Origin of the sequence: Flavobacterium sp. (assembly GCF_040402895.1) — a bacterium.
Lineage (GTDB): Bacteria > Bacteroidota > Bacteroidia > Flavobacteriales > Flavobacteriaceae > Flavobacterium.
Genome location: NZ_JBBALR010000026.1, coordinates 1 through 2,313, shown reverse-complemented (window position 1 = coordinate 2,313; position 2,313 = coordinate 1). Strand labels below are relative to the sequence as shown.

The following is a 2,313-nucleotide window of genomic DNA, read 5'->3' as shown; positions in this document are numbered from 1 at the left end:
CGATACAAGTATTCCATTTTCATTTGATCTACCACAATTCCAACCACTAATTTTGGTTTTTCTTGTGCATTTAAAAAAGTACTGAACACTAAAAATCCTAAAATCAGTTTTTTCATTTTATATAAATTTAAATGTTTAATTTTTATTTTCTAATAAGGGTACAAATTTGAAATCTCCAAATTCGGTTTTTTCAAATTGTGTTTCGTTTTTCCTTACTAATAAAGTCATTATTTGTTCGTTTTCTCCTACTGGAATAACTAATCTTCCACCTATTTTCAATTGCGACATTAATGCTTGTGGAACTGATGGCGCACCTGCCGTTACAATTATACCATCAAACGGGGCATAATCTGGTAAACCTTTATAACCATCGCCAAAGGATAGCAATTTTGGAATAACATTTATGCTTAATTTAGAAAGTAGGTTTTTGGTTTTTTTAAATAATTCATTTTGTCGTTCAACAGAATATACTTTAGCTCCCAATAAACACAAAACGGCTGTTTGATATCCACTACCCGTTCCTATTTCTAAAATTTTATGATCTTTTTCTACTTGTAATAATTCCGTCTGAAAAGCTACTGTATAAGGTTGTGAAATGGTTTGGTCCGCTCCAATCGGAAACGCTTTATCTTGATAGGCAAAATTTTCAAAACTAGAGTCAATAAACAAATGACGGGGAATTTTAGCAATAGTGTCTAAAACATTTTTATCCGTTATTCCTTTTTCCTTTAATTGTTTTACTAGCAGATTTCTAAGCCCTTGATGTTTATTAGTATCTTTCAATTTATGGTGTAAATTAGTGATGTAAAATTAGATGGAATTTTATCAAAAACAAAAATAAAATTCCAATATATTTTAAAAAAATTTAAACTAATATTCATCGTTACCATATTTGAATTTGAAATTTTTAATATTGAGATTTCTTAATTGGTATTTCTTATTTTATTACTATTTTTGATGAAATTTATTTTTATGTTAAAAGTCGGAGTTTTAGGTGCTGGTCACTTAGGAAAAATACATTTACGTTTACTAAATCAGTCTGAAAAATACGAATTAGTTGGTTTTTTTGATCCTTTTGAGGAAAATGCTACTAAAGTTGCTGCTGAATTCGGTTATAAAAAATTTGATTCTATAGAAAGTTTAATTGCCTCAGTTGATGTGGTAGATATTGTTACACCAACTATTCAACACTTCGAATGTGCCAAAATGGTAATCGAAGCTGGAAAACATATTTTTATAGAAAAACCAATCGCTACAACGGTTTCAGAAGCAGAAGAAATTATTGCTTTAGCTACTAAATATAATGTAAAAGGTCAAGTGGGTCACGTGGAGCGTTTCAATCCAGCTTTTACAGCTGTGAAAGATAAAATTGACAAACCTATGTTTATAGAAACGCATCGCTTGGCAGAGTTTAATCCGCGCGGTACAGATGTTCCAGTGGTTTTAGATTTAATGATTCACGATATTGATGCGATTTTGAGCGTGGTAAAATCGAAAGTAAAAACGGTTAATGCCAGTAGCGTTGCCGTAATTTCAGATTCTCCAGACATTACCAATGCGCGTTTAGAATTTGAAAACGGTTGTGTAGCAAACATAACAGCGAGTAGAATTTCAATGAAAAACATGCGTAAATCACGTTTCTTTCAAAAAGACGCTTACATTTCTGTAGATTATTTAGATAAAATTTGCGAAGTAGTTCGTATGCAAAACGCCCCAGAAACACCAGGTGATTTTGATATGATTTTGCAAAATGCAGAGGGTGTGAAAAAACAAATTTATTTCGATAATCCAAACGTACATCCAAACAACGCTATTTTAGATGAATTAGAATCGTTTGCAGATGCAATTAACAATAATACAACTCCTATTGTAACATTAGAAGACGGAACAGAAGCGTTGCGAGTTGCGTATCAGATTATTGATTCAATCGGAAAGTAAATTAGACAAATTAACAAAAATATATTTTTACAAAATGAAACAAATAGCCGTAATAGGATCAGGAACCATGGGCAACGGAATTGCTCATACATTTGCACAAGCAGGATTTACCGTGAAATTAATTGATATTTCTGAAAAATCATTAGAAAAAGGAATGGCAACTATTGCCGCTAACTTAGACAGAATGGTTACTAAAGGAAGCATCACAGAAACTGACAAACATAAAACCATTTCAAATATTATCACCTACACGGATATCAAAGATGGTGTGGTGGGTTGCGATTTGGTTGTGGAAGCCGCTACTGAAAATGTAGCACTTAAAATGAATATCTTTAAGCAATTAAGTGATATTTGCGACCATAATGTAATTTTAGC

General features: G+C 31.7%; 3 protein-coding genes. 2 read left to right on the top strand and 1 reads right to left on the bottom strand.

From position 1 onward, the window contains the following. Nucleotides 1–135: 135 nt before the first annotated feature. A complete protein-coding gene (locus tag ABWP60_RS09540) occupies nucleotides 136–783 on the bottom strand; it encodes a protein-L-isoaspartate(D-aspartate) O-methyltransferase (RefSeq protein WP_353151795.1) in 648 nt (215 codons plus the stop codon). Between the two features lie 189 nt (nucleotides 784–972). On the opposite strand from ABWP60_RS09540, the gene ABWP60_RS09535 reads away from it, so the two are divergent. Both ABWP60_RS09535 and ABWP60_RS09530 read left to right on the top strand, forming a co-directional pair. Then, nucleotides 973–1,938, top strand: coding sequence for a Gfo/Idh/MocA family protein (locus tag ABWP60_RS09535; protein ID WP_353151793.1), 966 nt, complete (start codon nucleotides 973–975; stop codon nucleotides 1,936–1,938). A 34-nt stretch (nucleotides 1,939–1,972) separates the two neighbouring features. Next, nucleotides 1,973–2,313: 3-hydroxyacyl-CoA dehydrogenase NAD-binding domain-containing protein (locus ABWP60_RS09530; RefSeq protein WP_353151791.1), on the top strand; the 341-nt coding region annotated here is incomplete at its 3' end.